The organism is Variovorax sp. Root473 (assembly GCF_001426505.1).
Classification (GTDB): domain Bacteria; phylum Pseudomonadota; class Gammaproteobacteria; order Burkholderiales; family Burkholderiaceae_C; genus Variovorax.
This window is the reverse complement of sequence record NZ_LMEV01000013.1, coordinates 189,104-207,199: the sequence shown is the minus strand read 5'-3', so window position 1 is coordinate 207,199 and position 18,096 is coordinate 189,104. Positions and strand designations below refer to the sequence as shown.

Sequence of the window (18,096 nt, the reverse complement as noted above, 5' to 3'; positions counted from 1 at the left end):
GATGTTGTCGGTTTGTGTCCCAGCCGCACATATTGCCACAGGGCCTTGACGGCGCCCCGTGCTTTTGGTCATGCCTGCCACCGGCCATGCGGCGTAGTGCGTTGCACATCGAGGTCTACAATCGGCGCCCCCAGAAGAAGCGCCACCAGGAGCAACGGCACATGTCCGATTCGACCGCATCGTCCCCTTCGACCCCCACCTCCGAAGACAAGCGCGCCCTGTTGCGCCGTGCCGCCCTCGAGTACCACGAGTTTCCCGTTCCCGGCAAGATCGCCATCGCGGCGACCAAGCAGATGGTCAACCAGCGCGACCTGTCGCTGGCCTACTCGCCCGGCGTGGCCGCGCCCTGCGAGGAAATCGTCAAGGACCCGGCCAATGCCTTCAAGTACACCTCGCGCGGCAACCTCGTGGGCGTCATCAGCAACGGCACCGCCGTGCTCGGCCTGGGCGACATCGGTCCGCTGGCCTCCAAGCCGGTGATGGAAGGCAAGGGCGTTCTCTTCAAGAAATTCGCCGGTGTCGACGTGTTCGACATCGAGATCGACGAAAAAGACCCGGCCAAGCTGGTCGAGATCATTGCGTCGCTGGAGCCGACCTTCGGCGCCATCAACCTGGAAGACATCAAGGCCCCGGACTGCTTCTACGTCGAGCGCGAGCTGCGCAAGCGCATGAAGATCCCGGTGTTCCACGACGACCAGCACGGCACGGCCATCACGGTGGCAGCCGCCATGCTCAACGGCCTGAAGGTCGCCGGCAAGAGCATCGCCGAAGTGAAGCTGGTCACGTCGGGCGCGGGCGCCGCGGCGCTGGCCTGCCTGAACCTGCTGCTCAAGGTGGGCCTGAAGCGCGAAAACGTGTTCGTCACCGACCTGGCCGGCGTGGTCTACGAAGGCCGCGAAGAGCTGATGGACGACGACAAGCGCCAGTACATGCAGAAGACCGACATGCGCAAGCTGTCGGAAGTGATTGCCGGTGCCGACGTGTTCCTCGGCCTGTCGGCCGGCGGTGTGCTGAAGCCCGAAATGGTCGCGAAGATGGCGCCCAAGCCGGTGATCTTCGCCCTGGCCAACCCGAACCCCGAGATCGCCCCCGAAGACGCCCATGCGGTGCGCCCCGACGTGATCATGGCCACCGGCCGCACCGACTACCCGAACCAGGTCAACAACGTCCTGTGCTTCCCGTACATCTTCCGCGGCGCGCTCGACTCGGGCGCCACCACCATCACCGACGAGATGGAGATCGCCGCGGTGCACGCCATCGCCGAGCTGGCCCAGGCCGAGCAGAGCGAACGCGTGGCCGCTGCCTACGCCGGTGAAAAGCTCAGCTTCGGCCCCGAGTACCTGATCCCGAAGCCCTTCGACCCGCGCCTGATGATGAAGATCGCGCCGGCCGTGGCCAAGGCGGCCGAGGAAAGCGGCGTGGCGCTGCGCCCGATCAAGGACATGGACGCCTACCGCGACAAGCTGCAGAGTTTTGTCTACGCCTCGGGCACGACCATGAAGCCGATCTTCGATGCCGCCAAGCGCGCACCGAAAAAGCGCGTGGCGTACTGTGAGGGTGAAGAAGAACGCGTGCTGCGCGCCGCGCAGATCGTGGTCGACGAAGGCCTCGCGCGCCCCACACTCATCGGCCGTCCGGCCATCATCGCCCAGCGCATCGAGAAGTTCGGCCTGCGCCTGAAGGAAGAACTCGACTACGACGTCGTCAACGTCGAGCAGGACCACCGCTATCGCGATTTCTGGCAGACCTACCACCGCATGACGGAGCGCAAGGGCCAGACGGTGCAGACCGCCAAGATCGAGATGCGCCGCCGCCTCACGCTGATCGGCGCCATGCTGCTGCACAAGGGCGAGGTCGACGGCATGATCTGCGGCACCTGGGGCACCACGCTGATCCACCTGCACTACATCGACCAGGTGATCGGCAAGCGCCCCGGCGGCTGCGCCAGCACGCCGCAGGACGTGCCGGTGTACGCCTGCATGAACGGCCTGCTGCTGCCCGACCGCCAGGTGTTCCTGGTCGACACGCACGTCAACTACGACCCCACGCCCGAGGAACTGGCCGAGATCACGACCATGGCGGCCGAGGAAATGATGCGTTTCGGCCTCAAGCCGAAGGCCGCGCTGCTGTCGCACTCCAACTTCGGCACCAGCAACGAGCCCAGCGCGGTCAAGATGCGTCGCACGCTCGACCTGCTGCGCGTGCAGGCGCCCTGGCTCGAAGTGGACGGCGAAATGCACGGCGACGTGGCCCTGGACAGCAAGCAGCGCGCGGTCGTCATGCCGCACAGCGCGCTCGCGGGCGACGCCAACCTGCTGGTATTCCCCAACATCGACGCCGCCAACATTTCTTACAACCTGCTCAAGACCGCGGCCGGCGGCAACATCGCCATCGGCCCGGTTCTGCTCGGCGCAGCCAAACCTGTGCATATTCTCACGGCGAGCGCGACTGTTCGCCGCATCGTGAACATGACAGCCTTGACAGTGGCCGACGCAAACGCCGAGAGATAGGCCATTTGGCGAGAGTGGACGCCAACTTAAGGCGTCGCTTTCCGCCTCCGCGACTGCTCAAACTTTGGGCAGTCGCTTGCTATTTTCGCCAGCGTGGTGCACACTCGCGGGCTTGAATTTGCGGGTTAACCCCGAGGTTGAGCGCAATTCAAACTCCCCGCTCTTTTCTTGTGGTGCCCCATGGCGGCTTACGCCTCGATCACGTCCTCTGTCACTAAGTTTGCGCTCACCAGCTTGATGCTGGTGGCTCTGACGACGGGGGCCGAGGCCCGCGGATGGTTCGGCGCCGACAAAACGTCCTCCGAGGCATCGATTGCCCTGACCGATCTGCCGGTCCAGGGCCAGCGAACCTACCAGGCCATCCTTGACGGTGGCCCCTTCCGGTACGACAAAGACGGCACGGTATTCGGCAATCGCGAACGCATCCTGCCAGCGGCACGCCGCGGGCATTACCGCGAATACACGGTGCCAACGCCCGGCGCACGCAACCGCGGTGCCCGGCGGATCGTTTGCGGTGGCGAGCAGCGCACGGCACCCGAGGCCTGCTGGTACACGGCGGACCACTATGCGAGTTTCAGACGAATTGCGCCATGAGCGATGACAACGACCTGAGCGGCGCCCCGAAGCGCCCCGACGAGATGATGATGACCATGGAAAGACCAGCGGATATGACCTTATCCCTTCGAGCCGTACGCCCGAACATCGTGCAATCGATCCGCGCGTTCCGCGTGAACGACCTGCAGGATGCCGCCAATGCGGCCGGCCAGCACTTCCTGTACGCCAACCTGGGCAACGCCCAGACCAAGCAGGACGTGCTCGACCTGATTGCCCAGCAGTTCACCTTCCCGGCGCACTTCGGCAAGAACTTCGACGCGCTGTACGACTGCATGACCGACCCGTTGCATAAATCGGGCCCGCAGCCCGGCTTCGTCATCGTGCTCGAACAGATTCCGGCCAATGCGAAGTTCGACAAGGAAGCGCGCGAGCAACTGCTCGACATCTTCCGCGACGCTTCGGACTACTGGGGCGATCGCAAGGTCCCGTTCCGCTGCTTCTATTCTTTTCTGTAGCCCGTTCTGCATCCACCAGCCAAGCAGAACGGGCGAACGAGGCTCAGCCGACCGCTGAAACCCTCGATGGCATCGAAGTCAACACCACCGCCACGGCAGCCGCTGCGGCCACGCCCGCCGCCAGCACCGAGCTGGCCGGCGAGAAAATGCCGACCGACAAGCTCGTGGACGTGTCGCCCCTGGCGCTGCGCATGAGCAGCCCCTTCAACGCGGGCTACTGGCTGGCTGCCGCATAACCAGGCTCGCCCCCAGGCTGCGCGCACTTCGTGTCGCTTCGCCAACCCCCTTCCGGGGGCGACACCAGCGGCCCGGCCAAGCCGGTTCCGCGGTGTCTCGCGAAATAAAAAAGCCCGTCTTTCGACGGGCTTTTTTCATGGGGGGACGGCTTGGGCCAGTGCGACATATTCGGCCACCGGCACCTCCTCGGCGCGGCGCTGGATGTCGAACTCGCCGGTGAAGCCGTGCTCCCCGAGCCACTTGCCCAGCGTGTGCCGCAGGATCTTGCGGCGCTGGCTGAAGGCGACCTGCACGATCTCGCCGAGCCGTGCCGCATCGACTGCCGGGGGCTGCGCGAGCGGCACCATGCGCACCACGGCACTGTCGACGCGCGGTGGCGGATCGAAACTCTCGGGCGGCACGAACAGCACGTTCTCCATGTCGTAGCGCCACTGCAGCATCACGCTCAGGCGGCTGTAGTCCGACGTGGCGGGCTTGGCCACCATGCGGTCGATCACTTCCTTTTGCAGCATGAAGTGCTGGTCAGCGATCAGGTGGGCGTAGCCCAGCAGGTGGAACAGGATGGGCGTGGAGATGTTGTAGGGCAGGTTGCCGACCACGCGCAGCGGCTTCGGCTCGGCCTTGGCCGCGAGGTCGGCAAAGTCGACCTTGAGCACGTCCGACTCGATGACCTCAAGCTGCGGATGCTCGCGCAGCCGCTTGGCCAGGTCGCGGTCGAGCTCGATGACCGTGAGGCGGCCGAGCCGCTCGACCAGCGGCTGCGTGAGCGCCGCGAGCCCCGGCCCGATCTCGACCATCGCGTCACCGGGCTGCGGCGCGATCGCCTGCACGATCCCGTCGATGATCCCGCCGTCGGACAGGAAGTGCTGTCCGAACCGCTTTCTTGCAATGTGCTGTGCCATCGCGGCCTAGAACGCGGCAGCCATCAGGACTGCGGCGGCTCGCGGTACTCGACGTAGGCGCGCGCGCGCACTTCCTGCACCCAGGTGGTGAAGGCTTCCTCGACGCGCTGTTCGCGCAGTGCGGCGCGCGCGGCTTCGCGCTGCTCCGACTGGCTCAGCTTGGCTTCGCGCCGGCCGACCACCTGGATCAGGTGGACACCGAAGCGCGACACCACGGGGTCGCTGATCTGGCCCGGCGTGAGGCGGTCCATGGCTTCCTCGAATTCGGGCACGAACTGGCCAGGGCGCGCCCAGCCGAGGTCGCCGCCTTCCTTGGCGCTGGCGTCCTGCGAGTTGTCGCGCGCCAGGCCGGCGAAGTCGGCGGTGCCCGACTGCACGCGGCGCTTGAACTCCTGCAGCTGCGCCACCGCCTGTGCGGTCGTGCGCTTGGGGTCGTTGAGCAGCAGGATGTGGCGCACTTGCGTCTGGGTGATGGAGGCATCCGACGAACCCACCTGTGCCTTGGTCAGCACCTTGAGCACGTGAAAGCCGGCGCCCGAGCGCACAGGCCCGGCGATGCCGTTCACCGCGGTCGATTGCGTGGCCTCGACGAACACCGGCGGGTAACGGTCGGCGCTGCGCAGGCCGAGCGCGCCGCCATTGGCGCGGTCGGGCGAGTCGGAGTTCTCGCGCACCAGCTTGGCGAAGTCTTCGCCGCTGCGCGCGCGCTGGGCGAGGCTGTCGGCCTTCTGCTTGGCGGACGCGATCTGCGCCTCGGTGGCGTTCTCGGGCACGGCCACCAGCAGCTGGGCGATGTTCAGGTTGAGCAGCGCGCTGTTCTTGACGGCGCTTTCGCGCTGGTCGCGCAGGTACTCGTCGGCCTCGGTGTCGCTGACCTTGACCTTCGATTCGACCTCGCGGTCGCGCAGGCGGGTGAGCAACAACTGGTCGCGCAGGTCGTTGCGGAACTCGCGCGGCGAGATGCCCTCGGCCGCGACGCGGCTGCGCAGCTCGGTGAGGCTGATCTCGTTCTGCCGGGCCACGGTCTGCTCGGCCTGGTCGATCGCCACGTCATCGACCTTGATGCCGTTTTCCTTCGCGAGCTGCAGCTGTGCACGCTCGGTGATCAGGCGCTCCAGCACGAGGCGAGTGAGCTCGGTGCGCGGCACGCGCTCGGCGTCGGGGTTCTCGCGGATCAGCCGCGTGACACGCGACTGCACCTCGGTGTTGGTGATGGGCTCGGAGTTGACCAGCGCCACGATGTACTCGGCGGCGCGCTGCACGGGCGCCGCTGCGGGGGCGGCCGGGCGTGCCGCCGGCGGCACGATCCGGGGACCGGCGCGCATGATGTCCGTGATGCCGCTGCCGGAACGAAAGCCCTGTGCGCCGGCCGTTGCGGCGATGGCCGCAAGGCACCCCAGGGTGATAAGGGAACGGATGTGTTTCATGGCGTGAATCGGTCGTCGTTCAGTCGTAATTGGTGAAGCGGCTCGGGGCCTCGGTCGGTTGACGCAGCGGCTGGTAGCGCTGCACGTTCTGCCGCAAGGCCTGCATCGGGCTCGAGCCAATGGCGGAGAAGCCGACGAATTCGAGCTGGAACATGATGCGGGTGTTGGCCGTCACCTGGCCGGTGGTGATGCGTTGCAGCACCACGCGTCCGATCCAGCAGCAGCCGTCGTACTCGACTCCGAGCACGCCGTCCGTGAGTTTCTTGTCCTGCAGGCTGTAGTTCAGGCGCCCCACGGCGTACCAGCGTCCGCCGCCTTCGCCCTTGCCCGGACCGAGGTCCTTGCCCTTGTCGCCCCACAGGTCGTTGATCGGCCATTGCCAGCCCACGTCGATCGACTTGTTGCCGTCGGTGGCCGTGGGCGTGCTCGGCGCCTGGTAGCGGAATGCCGCGCTGAGGTTGCGGTACGGCCCGGGGTTGTAGCGCGCGCTGATCGCGCTGCGCGTGGAGCGGCGCGAATCGGGGTTGTACTGCAGCAGCGTGTCCAGGCTCCACTTGGGCGTCCAGTTGATCTGGGCCCCCAGCAGCAGGTCGCTGGTGCGGTCGGTGACGGGTGCGATGCCCGGCAGCGTGACCTTCTGGTCGGCGAAGCGGAAGCGCTGGGCGATGCCGAAGCGCACGGCTTCCACGCCGGTGCCCGGATCGATCAGGCGGGACGTGACGCCCAGCGTGAGCGCGTTGGTGTCCGAGATGCGGTCGGCGCCCGAGAAGGCGTTCTCGGTGTAGATGGTCGCAAAGCTGAAGTCGTTGGCGGCCGAATCGTAGTTCGGCAGCATGCTCTGGTCGCGGTACGGCGTGTACACGTAGTACGCGCGCGGCTCCAGCGTCTGGCGGAAGGCACGGCCGAAGTAGCTGGCGTCGCGCTCGAAGACCAGGCCGCTGTCCAGGCTGAAGGTCGGCACGACGCGGTTCGACGAAGTCGGGAAGAAGTACAGCTGGCTCGGGTTGTACGGCATCCCGTTCACGTAATCGATGCCGTTGACCGACACCTTCGGAATGGACGACTGCGGCAGGTAGTAGTTGTACGAGGTCGCGTGCAGCTGCAGCTTGGGGATGACGAACGAACTCGGCGTGAGGAACGGCCGGCTGATCGCCGCCTGCGCGAACACACGGTCGCCGTCGGGCTGCGACTGCTGAAGCAGGTCGAAGCCGGGCTGGCCGGCCAGGATGCTGTTGACGCGAAAGCGCGAGAAATCGGTGTTCAGCGAGACGTCGAAGCCATGCCAGTCGTACTTGGCGTAGTTGGCCGTGATCTGCGGCACGCGGTCGTACGAGGGAACGACCGGCGACAGGTTGTACTGCAGCGTCTGGTAGCGCAGCGCGCGCACGGCGCCGCTCCAGTCGCCCTTGGACCAGTTCAGCGAGCCCTCGTTCGGCAGCTGGCGCTGCGCCAGCGTCGGCGTGCGCGTGAAATCGCGCCAGTAGTCGTTGTCGCTGACGCGATTGATGTTGAGGCTGGCCGACAGCGAGTCGAGCCCCAGCGCCTTGGCGTCGAAGTCGTGGTGGTGGTTGAGCCACAGGCCCCAGCGCTTGCTGCTGTCGGGCGCCTTCCCGAAGTTCAGGTCCTTGAGCGCGATCTCGCCGTTGTTCAGCTTCTGCAGCTGCTCGGCGCGCGCTTCGTTGTAGCGCTGGCCCACGAGGCGGTCGCTGCCCATGAGGTCCAGGCGGATGCTGCCGCTGTAGTCCTTCTCGAGGTAGCGGAACTCGCTGGCCAGGTTGAGCCCGCGCTTGCTCATCAGCGTGGGCGTGATGGTGGCGTCGCGGTTGGGCGCAATGTTCCAGTAGTAGGGCTGCGCGACCTCGAAGCCGTTGGTGTTGTCCAGCCCGATGGTCGGCGGCAGCAGGCCACTCTTGCGCTCATTCGACAGCGGGAAGGTCACGCGCGGGATCGGCGGGGTCGTGATGCCCATGAAGCTCATGCGCGCGTCGATGGCCACGCCTTCGTTTTCCTCGGTGTCGGTGGTCAGCGTGGCGGCGGTCAGCAGCCAGGCGGGCATCCAGCCGGGGAAGTCTTCGCGGCGGCAGGTGGTGTAGCTGGCGCGCCGCGCGATCGAGACGTTGGAGTCGACGAAGTCGATGCGCTCGGCCTCGCCGTGGCCGCCGGTCGCGAGGAAGCGGTAGCGCACGTTGTTGAAGAAGCCTTCGAAGGTCTCCAGCTTGAGCTCGAGCTCGGGGCCTTCGTACACGTTGCCGGCCTGGTTGACGCGCACATTGCCGGTGGCCTTGGCGCGGTCGTCGGGCTGGTAGTACTCGAGGCGGTCGGCCGTGATGGCGACCGGGCCGCGGCGCAGCGTGGCGTTGCCCTCGATGACGGTCTCCAGGTCGGGGCGGCCGGAAATGCGGTCGCCGGTGACGAGGCTGGGCAGCTGGCTGCGTTGCACGGGCGTCAGCGTCTCGGTGAGCAGCGGCGTGCGCTTGAGCGTGAGCGGTCCGTCCAGGGCGCCGGCCTGCTGGGCGAAGGCGCCATGCGCGTGCAACAACGCCAGCGACAGCACGGCCAGTGGCAGCGGCGGGCTCAAACGTCGCGAGGCGGCGCGTGGGGTCGTAGGCATCGATTCGAAACGAAAGATCGTCGGGGACGGCGCGGCAGGCCGGCGGGTTGCGGGGACCGGCAGCCACCCCGCCCCGGTCGGATCGACCTGGAACAGGGGTGCCGCGCCAGGCGGATTTGTAGAATTGATTATCCATGACAGCACCCTCGACCCCGGCGTCCACGACCCCACACCCCGCCCAGGCCATTCTCTGGACAGATCCGCAGCGGGCCGAAGCGTTCCGGGACTGGCTGGCGGGCATCGCCGATGCCCGCCAATTGCGCCCGGACACCGTGCGGCTGGCCTCGGCCGACGCCAGCTTCCGCCGCTACTTCCGCCTGGACACCACCGACGGCCGCACGCGCATCGTGATGGATGCGCCCCCTGACAAGGAAAACAGCGCCCCCTTCGTGCAGATCGCACAACTGATGACCGAGGCCGGCGTGACGGCGCCGCAGGTGCTCGAATGGGACCGCGACCACGGCTTCCTGCTGCTCGACGACCTCGGCCACCAGACCATGCTGGAGGTGATCGACCCGGCCCATCCCGAGGCCAACCGGCCGCTCTACGACCAGGCCATCGACGCGCTGATCCGCTGGCAGCTGGCCTCCAGGCCGGGCGTGCTGCCGCCCTATGACCGGGCCCTGCTCGAGCGTGAACTGGCGCTCTTTCCCGAGTGGTACATCGGCAAGCACCGCGGCGTGGCCGTCGAGGGCCAGCTGAAGGAACGGCTGGACCGCGCCTTCGCGCTGATCGTCGAGAACAACCTCGCGTCGCCGAGCGTGTACGTGCACCGCGATTTCATGCCGCGCAACCTCATGGTGAATGTGGCCCCCACGCTCGGCACTGACGTGTCCTCGCTGCCCCCCGAGGGGGCGCTCGCCGCCTTGGGGCGGCCCGGCGGCGGCTCGGGCGCGCCGCTGGGCGTGCTCGACTTCCAGGACGCGGTCTACGGCCCGATCACCTACGACATCGCCAGCCTGATGCGCGATGCCTTCCTCAGCTGGGACGAGGAGTTCGTGCTCGACATCACCATCCGCTACTGGACCGCCGCGCGCAAGGCCGGCCTGCCGGTCGACGAGGACTTCGGTGCCTTCTACCGCGCGGTCGAATGGATGGGCCTGCAGCGCCACCTCAAGGTGGCCGGCATCTTCGCGCGCCTCACGCTGCGCGACGGCAAGCCGCGCTACCTGGCCGACACGCCGCGCTTCATCGCCTACATCCGCGCCACGGCCAGCCGCTACATCGAGCTGAAGCCGCTGCTGCGCGTGATCGACGAGGTCGAGGGCACGACAGCCGTCACCGGCTTCGCCTACGGCCGGGTCTGAAGAGAAACTGAAAAAGCCGAACAAGAAAATCGCTGTAGCGCCCGCACCACGGATGCCGTCAGCTCCTGATCCCCTAGCATGCCCCGTTTTCACTGCTCCGTGCCGCTGACCGCCGGCGCCAGTCTGGCGCTGCCGCCAGGCGCCGCGCGCCATGTGCAGGTGCTGCGCATGCAGCCCGGCGACACGCTCACCCTGTTCGACGGCGCGGGTGGCGAGTACGCCGCGACGGTCGAGCGCATGGGCCGCAGCGAGGTTGCCGTGGCGGTCGGTGCCCACACGCCAGTGGAGCGCGAAGCAGCCCGCGCCGTGCACCTCGCGGTCGGCATGCCGGCCAACGAGCGCATGGACTGGCTGGTCGAAAAAGCCACCGAGCTCGGCGTGGCCAGCATCCAGCCGCTGGCCACGGCGCACGGTGTGCTGCGCCTGTCAGGCGAACGCGCCGAGAAGAAGCGGGCGCACTGGGAAGCCATCGCCGTCGCGGCCTGCGAGCAATGCGGGCGCAACCGCGTGCCGGTGATTCATCCGGTGCAGTCCTTCGCGGGCTGGCTCGGCAGCGCGGCGGCCTCGGACGCTGCGGCGATGCGCCTCGTGCTGAGCCTGGCCGACGGCACGCGCGCTGTGGCCGCCGTGGCTGCAGCGGCACCCAGCGCGCAGCCCGCGCTCGTGCTCAGCGGCCCCGAAGGCGGCCTCAGCGCGTCCGAGGAACAGGACGCCATCGCACGCGGCTTCGCACCGGCCACGCTCGGTGCACGGGTGCTGCGCGCAGAAACAGCGGCACTCGCGGCGCTGGTTTCGCTCATCGGCGACTGAGCCGTTGCGGGGGGTTTTCCGCGAGGCGCTAACCGGGCGCCTGCGGAACAATGGCCGCTTCCCTTTTCTTGTTTCATCCGCCTCCCCGGAAAGGCCACTTCCTCATGCCTCGTTCATCCCGCGCGTTTCGTCTCGCGCCCCTCGTCCTGGCCGCGCTGTGCGCCATGCCCATCGTTCACGCGCAAAGCCAGGCCGTTGCGCCCACACCCACGCAGGTCAGCCCTGCGGTCGACCAGGCCTACACCCAGCTCATGGCCTCGCCCGCAATCCGCAAGCTGCTGGAATCGGTCAAGGCCGACCACGAACGCACGGTCGACGAACTGAAGACGCTGACCGAGATCGAGGCGCCGCCCTTCAAGGAACACAAGCGCGCCGAAGCCTTCCTGGCGCGCATGAAGGCGCTCGGTCTGCACGACGCGAAGATCGATGCCGAAGGCAACGTGGTCGGCCTGCGCAAGGGCACGGGCAACGGCCCCAAGCTGCTGGTCTCGGCGCACCTGGACACCGTCTTTCCGGCCGGCACCGACGTGAAGGTGAAGGAGCGCGACGGCAAGCTGTATGCGCCCGGCATCGGCGACGACACGCGCGGCCTGTCGGTGCTGCTGTCGTGGCTCAAGGTGCTCAACGACAACAAGATCCAGACCGTGGGCGACCTGATGTTCGTCGCCAACGTCGGCGAGGAAGAGCTGGGCAATCTGCGCGGCATGAAGGCCATCTTCCGCGACCACCTCGACATCGACGGCATGGTCGGCCTGGAGCCCTCGGCCGACGGCCACGTGCTGGTGCTCGGCACCGCGAGCCACCGCTACGAGGTCACCTTCAAGGGCCCGGGCGGCCACAGCTTCGGCGCCTTCGGGCAGGTGCCCAGCGCGATCCACGGCATGGGCCGCGCCATCGCCAAGATCGCCGAAGTGCGCACGCCCAGCTTTCCCAAGACCACCTTCACCGTCGGCACCGTGGGCGGCGGCACCTCGGTGAACACCATCGCGCCCGATGCCCGCATGGCCATCGACATCCGCTCGGACGACATGGCCTCGCTGCTCGAAGCCGAGAAGAAGATCCTCGCCACGCTCGACGAGGCCGTGGCGGAAGAGAACAAGCGCTGGAACGTGAGCTCCCTGAGCGTGAGCACCAAGCTCATCGGCGACCGCCCGGGGGGCCGCACGGCGCCCGACTCGGTGATCGTCGAGGCGGCCACGCGCGCGAACGCCGCTTTCGGCCACAAGACGCTGCTGCGCGGCGGCAGCACGGACGCGAACGTGCCCATCTCGCTAGGCATTCCGGCCATCATCATCGGTGGCGGCGGAAAGTCGGGCGGATTCCACTCGCTGGCCGAGTCGATCGACGTGACAGATGCATGGAAAGGCGCGCAGAATTCGCTCGTCACCGTGCTCGGCCTGGTGGGTGTGCAAGGGGTCAATCCCGCGTTGCTTCCCAAACGGCCTGCGCGGACCAAGTAATTTGTCACGATGCCAGCTTGAAAGTGGTCACGCCACCTTCGGCTCGCGGTCCGGGGCGTCGCAAAATGCCGCCGGTTCTGTCACACACCAAGGAAACGCCATGGGATTGCTCGATTCGGTACTCGGTCAGGTGCTGGGAGGCGCTGCACAACAGCAGCAGCAGCCGCAGGGCGGTGGCCTCGGGGGATTGGGAGATCTCGGAGGCCTCGCCGGCGCCCTGGGAGGCCTGCTTGCCGACAACGGCGGGCAGGGCGGCCTCGGCGGCATGGTCTCGAAATTCGAGCAGGCGGGCATGGGCGACGTGATCGGCTCGTGGATCGGCAACGGTGAGAACCGGCCGGTCTCGGGCGATCAGTTGCAGAACGCGCTGGGCGGCGACACGATCGCCGCCATCGCATCCAAACTCGGCATCAACGCACAAATGTTGCTGCCGATGCTGGCCACCATGCTGCCGGCCCTCATCAGCCAGCTCACGCCGCAAGGCAAGGTGCCCGAGCAAGGCCTCGGCAACCAGGACGACCTGCTGGGTTCGCTCAGTGGTCTGCTGCAAGGCAACAAGCCGACCTGAACTGCCACCCGGCGAATTTCCATTCTCGGAATTCCGGCGCCCGCGAGGGCGCTTTTTTTTGGCCGGCGCCTTGCCTTCGCCGGCCAATCGCGTAGAACCGCGGCCCATGAATCGCAATCTGTGGCTCCTGGCCATCTGCCAGGGCCTGCTCCTGACCAACAACGTCACCTTCATCGCCATCAACGGCCTCGTGGGCCTGGGCATCGCGCCGCAGGGCTGGATGGCCACGCTGCCGGTGATGGGCTATGTGGTGGGCGGCGCGCTGAGCACGGGGCTGGTGGCGCGCACGCAGCAGCGCTTTGGCCGCCGTGGCTCGTTCCAGATCGGCCTGGCGGTGGCAGTCGGCTCGGCGCTGCTGTGCGCCTACGCGGCGTCTTCGAGGAACTTCTGGCTGCTGTGCTTTGCGACTGTGGTCGCGGGCTACTACAACGCCAACGCCGGGCTCTATCGTTTCGCGGCGGCCGAGCTGGCGCTGCCGGCCTGGCGCGAGAAGGCCGTGTCGATGGTGATGGCCGGCGGTCTGATCGGCGCGGTGGCGGGGCCGAACCTCGCGACCTTCACGCGCAACGCCCTCTCCGTGCCGTTCGCCGGCGCCTACATCGCGCTGGCGGCGGTGGCGCTGCTCTCGATGGCGGTGATGCGCTGCATCGAATTCCCGCCGTCGCCGACGCGCAAGGAAGCCGCCGGCGGCAGGTCGCTCGGCGAGATCATGCGGCAGCCCGTGTTCATCGTGGCCGCCGCCGCGGGCGCGCTGAGCTACGGCGTGATGAACCTGCTGATGGCCGCCACGCCCATCGCGATGCAGATCTGCAGCCTGCCGTTTTCCGACGCGGCGCTGGTGCTCGAATGGCATGTGATCGGCATGTTCGCGCCGGGTTTCTTCACCGGCCACCTGATCCGCCGCTTCGGCACGCTGCCGGTGATGGGCGTGGGGCTGGCGCTCAACCTCGGCTGCATCGTGGTGGCGCTGTCGGGCGTGGACCTGCACCACTTCCTCGTGGCGCTGTTCCTGCTGGGCGTGGGCTGGAATTTCCTGTTCACTGGCAGCACGACGCTCTCGCTCACCGCCTACACGGCCGAGGAGCGCGACCGTGCCCAGGGCGCGCTCAACTTCTGCGTGTTCGCGACGCTGGCGCTGACCTCGTTCGCCTCGGGCGTGCTGGTGACGACGCAGGGCTGGCAGCTGCTGAACTACGGCTCGCTGGTGCCGGTGGCGCTGACCGGCGCGGCGCTGCTCTGGCTGGCGCAGACCCAGCGCAGGCAGGCGCTGGCGGCCAAGGCCTGAGTCGTGTGCCGCGGCCTCAGGCCGTGACCGTCGACACAGCGGCCGGAAACCGCCGGTCGAGCCAGCGCTGCAGCGTGTCGAAGACGGGCTCCGCATCGAGCTCGTTGAAGAGCTCGTGGTACAGCGCGCCGAAGCACTTCGCCTCGACCTGGCCGCTGGGCGCCGCGGCGGCCGCGAAGGCGCGGCTCGCAGCCGGCCGCACGAGCCGGTCGTCGCCCGCGTAGATCAACAGCGTGGGCACCGGCCAGCGCGCCGCGTGCTGCTGCACGGTGGCGCCTTCGTGCGCGAGGAAGCGCGCCAGCCGGCTGCCGATGCGGTCGTGCGTGAGCGGATCGTCGCGGTAGGCCTGCACCACCACCGGGTCGTGCGAGAGGTAGTTGTCGTCGAGCCCGTTGCTCACGCGCAGGTTGGGCGCGATGCGCGGCAGCACGGCCAGCAGCATCTTCTGGAAACCATTCAGCCCCGGATCGAGCCCCGGCGACGACAGCACCAGCGCGTCGACCGGCCGCACGCCGCGCGCCACCACGCTCGCAGCGACCAGGCCGCCCAGGCTGTGGCCCAGCAGCACCAGCGGCACGCCGGGGTTCTCGCGACGCGCGTCGTCGATCACCAGGGCCAGGTCGTCGACCAGCCGCAATTCGCTGGGCAAGCCGCCGCGCGCACCGGTGGATTCGCCGTGCCCGTGGTGGTCGTGCGCCCAGACCGCGAAGCCCCAGGCATGCAGTTGCTTGGCCAGACCGTGATAGCGCCCCGCGTGCTCGCCCAGCCCGTGCACCACGACCACGACGGCGCGGGGTGCGCCGGCAGCGGGCAGGCGCCGCAGCGCCAGCGTCTCGCCGTCCGGCGTGGACAGCGACACGCGATGCGGCAAAGGCAGCGCGGCGCTCATGGGTGCACCCTTGGCGCTGCGTGCCTTCCCGCCGAGCGGGAGCGAGCTTGCTTGGGGCGGCCCGCTGCGCTCAAGCCGCCACTGACTCCGACGCCGCGGCGCGGTGCGCGACCGGCAACGCAGCGATGACCTCGGCCACGGCGGCCGTCAGCTTCTTGGCATAGGGCACATGCAGGAATTCGTTGGGACCGTGTGCGTTGCTCTTCGGGCCGAGCACGCCGCAGACCATCATCTGCGCCGTCGGAAAACCGGCGCTCAGCATGTTCATCAGCGGGATCGTGCCGCCCTGGCCGATGTAGCCGCAGGAGGCGCCGAAGTGCGCGCGCGAAGCCTTGTTGAGCGCGTCCTCGAACCACGGCGTGATGGTGGGGGCGTTCCAGCCGGTGGCGCCGCCATTGCTCTCGAACGTGACGCGGGCCTGGTACGGCGCGTTGTCTTCGAGCAAGGCCTTGAGCGTCTGCACCGTCTCGGCCGCATCGACCAGCGGTGGCAGGCGCAGCGAGAGCTTGAAGGCGGTGTAGGGGCGCAGCACGTTGCCCGCATCTTTCAGCGCCGGGAAGCCTTCGGCGCCGGTCACCGACAGCGTGGGCTTCCAGGTGCGGTTGAGCAGCGCCTCGACCGGGTCGGTGGTGGTCGGCAGCGCGAACATGGTCGAGCCGCCGCAGTCGTAGTGCGCCCACGGGAAGCGCTTGTAGACCTCGTCGCCGAGGATGGCGGCGGTGGCCTTGGCCTGCGCGAGGCGGTCGGCCGGCACTTCGCAGTGGAAGCTCGCGGGCAACAAGCGGCCCGTCGCGCTGTCCTCGAGGCGGTCGAGCACCTGCCGCATGATGCGGAAGCTCGAGGGCACGAGGCCCGAGGCGTCGCCCGAGTGGATGCCTTCGGTCAGCACCTCGACCTTGAGCGTGCCGCTGGCCATGCCGCGCAGCGAGGTGGTGAGCCACAGCTGGTCGTAGTTGCCGGCGCCCGAGTCGAGGCAGATCACCAGCTCGACCTCGCCCAGGCGCGGACGCAGCGCGTCGACGTAGGGCAGCAGGTCGTAGGAGCCGCTTTCCTCGCAGGTCTCGATGAGGCCGACGATGCGCGGATGGGCCACGCCCTGCGCCTTGAGGGCCTGCAGCGCGGCCACGCTGGCGTACACGGCGTAGCCGTCGTCGGCGCCGCCGCGGCCGTAGAGCAGGCCGTTCTCGTACTTGGGCGTCCACGGGCCGAGGTCGTTGCGCCAGCCGGTGAATTCGGGTTGCTTGTCGAGATGGCCGTACATGAGCACGGTCTCGGCCATGTTCGTGCCGGTGGCCGGCACTTCGAAGAACAGCACCGGCGTGCGGCCTTCGAGGCGCACGATCTCCAGCTTCAGGCCTTCGACCTTCTGCGCCTCGACCCACGCCGCGGCATTGCGCAGCACGGTCTCCAGGTAGCCGTTGGCCGACCAGTCCTTGTCGAAGCCGGGCGACTTGGCGGGAATGGCGATGTAGTCGGTGAGTTGCTTGACGATGTCGCCGTCCCATTGGGCGGTGACATCGGAGAGGGCACGCGTCGCGTCGAGCGTGCCGGCGGGCATTTCACGGTGCAGGGGGGCGTTCATCGGGGGTTCTCCGCGGGGACGAAAAAGCGCATTTTGCGCCTCGCGGCGAGCGCGCGTAGAGTGCGGGCGATCTCAAAACCCGGAGCGCAATGTGAGCAAGGCAACATCGACGCGGATCAAGGTAGGGATAGGCGGCTGGACCTACGAGCCCTGGCGCGACAACTTCTACCCCAAGGGCCTCGCGCAAGCGAAGGAGTTGAACTACGCCAGCCGGCAGGTGAGCGCCATCGAGATCAACGGCACCTACTACAGCACCTTCAAGCCCGAGACCTTCCGCAAGTGGCACGACGACACGCCCGACGGTTTCATGTTCTCGATGAAGGCCTCGCGCTTCACCACCAACCGCAAGGTGCTGGCAACCGCGGGCGAATCGGTCCAGCGCTTCATCGACAGCGGCGTGAGCGAGCTGGGCGACAAGCTCGGGCCGATCGTCTGGCAGTTCATGCCGACCAAGCAGTTCGATGCGGAAGACTTCGAGGCGTTTCTGGCGTTGCTGCCGAAGAAGGAGGGCAGCCGCGTGCTGCGCCACGTGATGGACGTGCGCCACGAGAGCTTCATCACGCCCGCTTACCAGGCGCTCGCGAAGAAGCACAAGGTGTCGACCGTGTTCACCGATGCCGACAAGTTTCCGTCGTTCGAGGAGCCCGAAGGCGACGTCGCCTATGCGCGGCTCATGATGGCCGACGCCAAGCTCAAGACGGGCTACGGGCCGAAGGCGCTCGACACCTGGGCCGAGCGCGCGCAGGGCTGGGCCGCTGCACCGAAGGCGCGCGACGTGTTCGTGTACTTCATCAACGGCGCCAAAGAAAAGGCACCGGCCGCGGCCGGTGCCTTGCTGGAGCGCCTGGGATGGAAGCCGCCGGCCGCCTGAGCGGCCGCACCGGCTGGCTTACGACGCCTTGGCGCCGAAGCTGATTTCGCCCGACAGCTGGCCGCCTTCTTCGATCACGATCTTGCCGTAGCGGATCTTGCCGGTGACCTTGCCGGTCGAGTGGATGACGAGCTTCTCGCGCACGGTGAGGTTGCCGTCGAACACGCCGCGGATTTCTGCAATATCGATTTCGGCCGAGCCCTTGAACTCGCCCTGTTCGGCGATCTGCATCAGGCGCGAGTCCATGGTCGCTTCGACCAGGCCTTCGACCACGAGCGTGTCGCAATCGGTGATCTCGACGCCCTTGAGCTTGATGTTGGGGCCGACGGTGAGCTTGCTGCCGCCTTCCTTGGCAGGTGCGGTCGCCACCGGAGCCAGGCCGGCCTGCGCGGTCAACGAGGAGGGGTTGACGGGAGTGCCCGAGAGATTGGTGCCCGAACCAACCAGCGGTGCGGGACGCGAAGTCAACGAGTCGGTGTCACGATCGCGCTTGCCGAAAAAGGGGGACTGTGTGGCCAATGGGGAGCTCCTCAAGAAAGACGACTATCGTAAGAAGGCGCTCGCGGC

At 67.7% G+C, this 18,096-nt stretch carries 15 protein-coding genes; 9 read left to right on the top strand and 6 right to left on the bottom strand.

Going from position 1 to position 18,096, the window contains the following annotated elements:
• Positions 1-161 precede the first annotated feature (161 nt).
• The 3 genes from ASD34_RS07380 to ASD34_RS07370 all read left to right on the top strand — a co-directional run bounded on the left by ASD34_RS07380 (position 162) and on the right by ASD34_RS07370 (position 3,580).
• Positions 162-2,510 (top strand): NADP-dependent malic enzyme, encoded by a 2,349-nt coding sequence (locus tag ASD34_RS07380; RefSeq protein WP_056575387.1) that lies wholly within the window; start codon positions 162-164, stop codon positions 2,508-2,510.
• Positions 2,511-2,690: 180 nt separating this feature from the next.
• Positions 2,691-3,104, top strand: a complete 414-nt coding sequence (locus tag ASD34_RS07375) for a ribonuclease domain-containing protein (protein WP_056574987.1) — start codon at positions 2,691-2,693, stop codon at positions 3,102-3,104.
• A gap of 50 nt (positions 3,105-3,154) precedes the next feature.
• Positions 3,155-3,580, top strand: coding sequence for a barstar family protein (locus tag ASD34_RS07370; RefSeq protein ID WP_095747788.1), 426 nt, complete (start codon positions 3,155-3,157; stop codon positions 3,578-3,580).
• A 371-nt stretch (positions 3,581-3,951) separates the two neighbouring features.
• Here ASD34_RS07370 and rsmA read toward each other — a convergent pair whose 3' ends face one another.
• Genes rsmA through ASD34_RS07355 form a run of 3 tightly spaced genes read right to left on the bottom strand, consistent with a single transcriptional unit; the run spans position 3,952 to position 8,757 of the window.
• Positions 3,952-4,719 (bottom strand): 16S rRNA (adenine(1518)-N(6)/adenine(1519)-N(6))-dimethyltransferase RsmA, encoded by a 768-nt coding sequence (gene rsmA, locus ASD34_RS07365; RefSeq protein WP_056574984.1) that lies wholly within the window; start codon positions 4,717-4,719, stop codon positions 3,952-3,954.
• 23 nt (positions 4,720-4,742) lie between these two features.
• Positions 4,743-6,146 (bottom strand): peptidylprolyl isomerase, encoded by a 1,404-nt coding sequence (locus ASD34_RS07360; RefSeq protein ID WP_056574980.1) that lies wholly within the window; start codon positions 6,144-6,146, stop codon positions 4,743-4,745.
• Positions 6,147-6,165: 19 nt separating this feature from the next.
• Entirely contained in the window at positions 6,166-8,757 is a 2,592-nt protein-coding gene (locus ASD34_RS07355; RefSeq protein ID WP_056574977.1) for an LPS-assembly protein LptD, read from the bottom strand.
• Positions 8,758-8,891: 134 nt separating this feature from the next.
• Here ASD34_RS07355 and ASD34_RS07350 point away from each other — a divergent pair, with 134 nt between their 5' ends.
• The 5 genes from ASD34_RS07350 (at position 8,892) to ASD34_RS07330 (ending at position 14,187) form a co-directional block, all read left to right on the top strand.
• Positions 8,892-10,064 (top strand): aminoglycoside phosphotransferase family protein, encoded by a 1,173-nt coding sequence (locus tag ASD34_RS07350; RefSeq protein WP_056574973.1) that lies wholly within the window; start codon positions 8,892-8,894, stop codon positions 10,062-10,064.
• Positions 10,065-10,142: 78 nt separating this feature from the next.
• Positions 10,143-10,874, top strand: a complete 732-nt coding sequence (locus ASD34_RS07345; RefSeq protein ID WP_056574970.1) for a 16S rRNA (uracil(1498)-N(3))-methyltransferase — start codon at positions 10,143-10,145, stop codon at positions 10,872-10,874.
• A 104-nt stretch (positions 10,875-10,978) separates the two neighbouring features.
• Positions 10,979-12,334, top strand: a complete 1,356-nt coding sequence (locus tag ASD34_RS07340) for a M20/M25/M40 family metallo-hydrolase (RefSeq protein WP_056574967.1) — start codon at positions 10,979-10,981, stop codon at positions 12,332-12,334.
• Positions 12,335-12,434: 100 nt separating this feature from the next.
• The gene (locus ASD34_RS07335; protein WP_056574964.1) at positions 12,435-12,902 is read left to right on the top strand and encodes a YidB family protein; all 468 of its coding nucleotides are present in this window, start codon (positions 12,435-12,437) and stop codon (positions 12,900-12,902) included.
• A gap of 106 nt (positions 12,903-13,008) precedes the next feature.
• Positions 13,009-14,187 (top strand): MFS transporter, encoded by a 1,179-nt coding sequence (locus ASD34_RS07330; protein WP_056574959.1) that lies wholly within the window; start codon positions 13,009-13,011, stop codon positions 14,185-14,187.
• A gap of 16 nt (positions 14,188-14,203) precedes the next feature.
• Here the strand turns inward: ASD34_RS07330 and ASD34_RS07325 are convergent, their stop codons facing one another.
• A complete protein-coding gene (locus tag ASD34_RS07325) occupies positions 14,204-15,076 on the bottom strand; it encodes an alpha/beta hydrolase (RefSeq protein WP_056574956.1) in 873 nt (290 codons plus the stop codon).
• Positions 15,077-15,146: 70 nt separating this feature from the next.
• Positions 15,147-16,658, bottom strand: coding sequence for a M20 family metallopeptidase (locus ASD34_RS07320; protein WP_056574954.1), 1,512 nt, complete (start codon positions 16,656-16,658; stop codon positions 15,147-15,149).
• A 91-nt stretch (positions 16,659-16,749) separates the two neighbouring features.
• On the opposite strand from ASD34_RS07320, the gene ASD34_RS07315 reads away from it, so the two are divergent.
• A complete protein-coding gene (locus ASD34_RS07315) occupies positions 16,750-17,529 on the top strand; it encodes a DUF72 domain-containing protein (protein WP_056574951.1) in 780 nt (259 codons plus the stop codon).
• An 18-nt stretch (positions 17,530-17,547) separates the two neighbouring features.
• On the opposite strand, the gene ASD34_RS07310 is transcribed toward ASD34_RS07315, so the two are convergent.
• On the bottom strand, positions 17,548-18,048 hold the full coding sequence (locus ASD34_RS07310) for a bactofilin family protein (protein ID WP_056574949.1): 501 nt from the start codon (positions 18,046-18,048) through the stop codon (positions 17,548-17,550).
• Positions 18,049-18,096 lie beyond the last annotated feature (48 nt).